A 4693-nucleotide genomic window follows, 5' to 3' on the forward strand; every position below is an offset into this window, starting at 1 on the left:
GGCCGCTGGGATTCGGGCCTGCGCGATTCGGGCCGGGCGGGCTCCGGCCGCACGGAATCCGGCCGCGCGGGCTCCTGCCGGGTGGATTCCGGGATGTCGACCCTGCGGCCGTGGTCGGAGACCAGGGTCGGCTGACCGGGTTTGCGGCGCCTGGGCAGTCCGACGGGGCCGGCGGCGGGCCGGGTGGCGCTCCGGGGCGCCGCTGCTTCGTCGGGCGTCTGCTGGTGCTGGTCGGGTGCCGGCGCCACCGCGCGGTGGCGGAAGATCCCGCCCGGTGTGCTGTCCTCGTCGTCGGCCAGGTCACCGCTGTCGTCGAACGTCAACGAGTCCACGGGCGGCTCCAGTTCGACAGGACCGTCGATCACGGAGACCGGTGTCCGCCCGGCGGCCGGCACCGGCGCGAGCCCGGAGCGCGAGCCGTTCCGGTGCCCGGACCGCCGGTCCGCGCGGAAACCGGCGCCGTCGGGTCCTGATCCGGCGGCCGTGGTTTCCGCGTCCGGGGTGTCGTCGAGGTCGGACGCGTCGGTGAGCAGCGCCACCGGGATGAAGATGACCGCGGTGGTGCCGCCGTACGGCGAGGGCTGGAGCGAGACCCGCACGTTCTGCCGCTGCGCGAGCCTGCTCACCACGAAGAGGCCGAGCCGGTCGGTGTCCGACAGCTCGAACTCGGGGGTCTCGGCGAGCCGGAGGTTGGCGTCGAGCAGCGCGTCGGCCGCGATTCCGAGTCCGCGGTCGTGGATCTCCAGGGTGAAGCCGTTGGCGACGCGCTCGCCCAGTACCTGCACCGCTGTGTGCGGCGGCGAGAACACCGTGGCGTTCTCCAGGAGTTCGGCGATGAGGTGGGTGAGGTCGGCGACAGCGGGGCCGCCGACCCCGATCCTCGGCAGCCGCCGTACCTCGATCCGTTCGTAGTCCTCGACCTCGGCGACCGCCGCGCGTACGACGTCCATCAGCTGGACGGGCTTGCGCCACTGCCGGGACGGGGAGGCCCCGGAGAGGATCACCAGGCCCTCGGCGTGCCGGCGCATACGGGTCGTGAGGTGGTCGAGGCGGAACAGGTCGGCGAGCTCCTCGGTGTCCTCCGTACGCCGTTCCATGCTGTCGAGCAGCGTCAGCTGGCGGTGCAGCAGGACCTGGTTGCGGCGGGCGAGGTTCACGAAGACATCGGAGACCCCGCGGCGCAGATCGGCCTGGCGCACAGCGGCTTCGACCGCCGCGCGCTGCACGGTGTTGAGGGCCAGGCCGACCTGGCCGACCTCGTCCTTCGCGTACTCCAGGCGGGGCGCCTCGGTCTCTATGTCGACCTGTTCCCCGGCTGCGAGCCGGCGCATCACGGCGGGCAGCCGCACCCCGGAGACCTCGTGCGCCTCCTTGCGCAGCCGGCTGAGGTCGCGGATGAGTTCGCGTCCGATGCGTACGGACACCACGAGGGACACCAGCAGTCCGCCGATGCCGAGCAGCGCGGCGATCCCCGCCTTGGCGAAGACGCCGACGACCGCGGGCTTCACCCGGCCCTGGAAGTCCTCGCGGGCCCGGGTGTCCAGCGTGTCGAGATGGCTGAGGGTGCGGCCGGCGTCGGTGCTCCAGCGGGAGGCTGAGCCGGTGATGGTGGAGCTGCCGGGGTTCTTGCTGATCGCCGTCGACTCGGCGGTGCGTACCGGGATGGTCGCGGGGCCGCTCCAGTACGCGTTGAACGCGTCACCGCCCTGGCCCGGCAGCGAGGGCAGGCTGACCGTGTAGTACATCTTTCGGGCCGTGACGAGGTCCGAGATGTCGCGCAGGTCGTGGGGGTCGAGCCGTCCCGATGTGAGGGCGGAGCCGAGGAGGGCGTCCTCACGCGAGAGGGACTCGCGGGCCCTGGAGATACCGACGAGGCCGCGGGCCTCCTTGTCGAGGCCGGAGTTCTGCAGGGTGGGCAGGCCGGCAAGGAAGTCGAGGACCTGGTCGCAGAGCCGGTTGTACTGGTCGTACGCCTCGCGGCGGGTCACCTCGTGGTTCCCTGCGTTCTGGCGCAGCGAGCCGAGGCCGGCGAACCCGTCGAGGACGGTGCTCAGCTGGCGTCCGGACTTCCCGCCCAGCGCGGAGCGCGCGTCGCTCCGCCCGGAGCTGCCGCGCAGCCCGGCCACGGCCGCGTCGGTCTTCTCGCGCTGGGTCCGCAGGGCGGACTGGATGTCGGACGCTCCGGGATCGACCAGCTGCCGCAGAGTCAGGGAACGTTCCTGCTGGACCTCCCGGAGGGAGTCGACCAGCGGATGCGCCACACTCTTGTAGACGGTTCCCGTGCGCATCAGTTGCAGGGCGTCCCGGCCGGTGAGATAGACGGAGAACGTCCAGATCGCCGTCAACGCGACAAGTGGGACCAGCAACAGCGCCACGATCTTCCTGCGGATGGACTTCCCGCGAAAGCGCATGGCCTCCCCCAGCTCAACCCCGCCCCGCGGGGGTGGTGTTCCGTCAACAAACGGCGTGAGCCTACTACTGCCGCACAGGCAACTCGAAGAGACGTCCGGACTATTTTCAGCCTCTCACAGGGGAGTTGATCATGCGATGTCCCGGTATCCCAGCAGATCGTCTTCCCTGATCCGGTGAGATAACCCCGGCAGGACGGCACTTTCCACCCCTGCGCAGATGGCTGGAATTCTATGGACGGCGGGAATCTTTGACGGGAGTTGTTCGTCATTGCGTACGAGGGGCGCACCACGGGCGGGGACGCTTGAACCGACCCAAGCCGGGCATCCGTTCTGGAGTCGGACAGCGCCGAGGCGTGAAGGTCGAGGGTGAAGTGAGCATGGCCATCGAAGAGGGCGAGGCCCCCCTGCGGACACTGTGGGTCGAGGAGCCGGTCGGGCGGTACCGGCTGCCGGATCCGGTGCGTGGGAGCGCGGTGCGTGCCGTGCTCATCGTGTCCGTGACGCTGATACAGGCGGTGACGGCTTTCCTGTCCACCGTGGCGGGCTCCTGGCTGGCCTTCCCGATGGTGCTGAGCAGTGTGGCGAGTACGGTCGTCGCGACCTGGGCGGTGCTGGACGTCTGGATCACCCGCCAGGTGTGGAACCAGCGGCACGGCGTGACGTCCTCCCCCAGCAGTACGGCCCGTCGGCTCCGCAAGGAGCGCCGGGCGGCACGGCGTGCGGCCCGCCGCCAGGAGCACGACCACGACGCCGAGCGAATACCCGCCACCAACCGCACCACCCGGCTGTCGCCCCAGCCCTGAGCGGCTCGCCCCAGCCCAGCTCGGCCCTGCCCTGCCCTGAGCGGCTTGGCCCTGCCCTGAGCGGCTCAGGCCGTCCGGTCGCCCTCGACCGGCTGGGCGCTCTGGACCGGCTCGGCTCGTTTGAACATCCGGGTCGCCGTGATCTCGCCGTGCACCTGCTCCCCGCCCGGGTCCTGCTGCGGGAGACCCGGCCGCAGATGCTCCTCCACACTGATGTACTTCAGCCCTGCCCTGAGGTCCGCGTCATTGCGCAACCTGATGACCAGGGGGAATTCGGCGAGCGCCGTGGTGTCGAACAGCCCCGTCGTATAGAGCAGCTGGACGCCGAGAGCGTCCGAGACCGCACGCTGGAGCTCCAGCAGATAGGTGGCGTTGGCCCGGCCGATCGGGTTGTCGAGGAAGAGCGTGCCGGCGTGCCGGTGCTTGTCGCGGCCCCGGTCGTTGCTGCGCAGGGCGGCCATCGTGCAGTAGAGGGCGATCGCGGCGGTGAGCAGCTGTCCGCCGGAGAAGACGTCGCCCATCTGCCCGACGGGGACCCGCTCGGCCCGCAGTACGGCGTCCGGCTTGAGGATCTCGACGGCCACCCCCTTGGGTTCGAGCGCCGCGTGCACGGCGCGCAGCAGCAGCGACATCCCGTCCCTGCGCAGATCCGAGTTCTTCTTCAGGGCCGCGCTGGTCGCCTCGTCGATGACGTCGCCGAGCCGTTCGGCGAGGGTGGCCTGGTCCGGCTCGTCGAAGCGGATCCGCAGGAACTCCTGGCCCGACCACTCTCCGAGGCCCTCGGGCAGCCGGGAGAGCCGCTGGGCGGAGCGCAGTGTGGTGAGCGCGGACTCCACCAGGCCGCGCAGCCGGTCGACGATCGAGTCGCGGTTGCGCTCCAGTTGCTCCAGCTCGTCGGTGAGCACCCGCAGCCGGGGGGCGAAGGCCGCCGCCCACTTCTCGGCGTGCTCGGGCAGCGCGGCGGCGGGCAGTTCGCGGATCTGCTGGCGAGCCGGGGTGCGGACCTGCTCGAAGCGGGTGGCGTTGGCATGCCGTACGAGGATGTCGCTCGCCTCCCGCACCGCCGACTCGGCGGCCGACAGGTCACCGGCGCAGCCGCGCAGTGAGCGGCGGGCCTCGGCGGCCGACTCGCGGGCCTCCTCCTGGCTGCCGGGGTACGGCTCGGGCGGCGCGGAGTCCGTGCTCTCGTCGTCCTGGTGCGGGTCGCGGAGCAGGTCCCGCAGCAGGGCCGCCGATTCGTCGAAGCCGCCTGCTGCCTCCTCCGAGGCCCGGTGGGCGCGGAGCAGTTCGGCGTGGGCGGCGCGGGAGGTCTCCAACGCGTCGGTGCGGGAGCCCAGTTCGGCGGTGGCGGTGCGCAGCAGGGCCTGTGCGGCGTCCGCGTCGGCCGGGGCCAGTTCGCCGGGCAGTTCGGTGTGCGCGTCCGCGCCGTCCGCGGGGGCCAGCCGCTCGGCCTCGCCGCGCAGCCGGCCGAGCTGTTCG

2 protein-coding genes and 1 pseudogene are annotated in these 4693 nt (G+C 71.7%); 1 reads left to right on the forward strand and 2 read right to left on the reverse strand.

Going from position 1 to position 4693, the window contains the following annotated elements; genetic code table 11:
• Positions 1-2411 (reverse strand): nitrate- and nitrite sensing domain-containing protein (locus G3I19_RS34610; RefSeq protein WP_164267662.1); only part of this gene is annotated, 2411 nt, incomplete at its 3' end.
• Between the two features lie 377 nt (positions 2412-2788).
• Between G3I19_RS34610 and G3I19_RS34615 the strand changes: the two genes are divergently transcribed.
• Positions 2789-3214, forward strand: coding sequence for a hypothetical protein (locus tag G3I19_RS34615; protein ID WP_239075029.1), 426 nt, complete (start codon positions 2789-2791; stop codon positions 3212-3214).
• 65 nt (positions 3215-3279) lie between these two features.
• On the opposite strand, the pseudogene G3I19_RS34620 reads toward G3I19_RS34615, so the two are convergent.
• A pseudogene (locus G3I19_RS34620) lies at positions 3280-4693 on the reverse strand (hypothetical protein); the annotation flags it as partial.

Origin of the sequence: Streptomyces sp. SID10853 (assembly GCF_010548145.1) — a bacterium.
Taxonomy (GTDB): Bacteria; Actinomycetota; Actinomycetes; order Streptomycetales; family Streptomycetaceae; genus Streptomyces.

Coding starts and splice junctions, on each gene's coding strand:
- G3I19_RS34615 (WP_239075029.1), top strand. CDS start 2,789: ATGGCCATCGAAGAGGGCGAGGCCCCCCTGCGGACACTGTGGGTCGAG.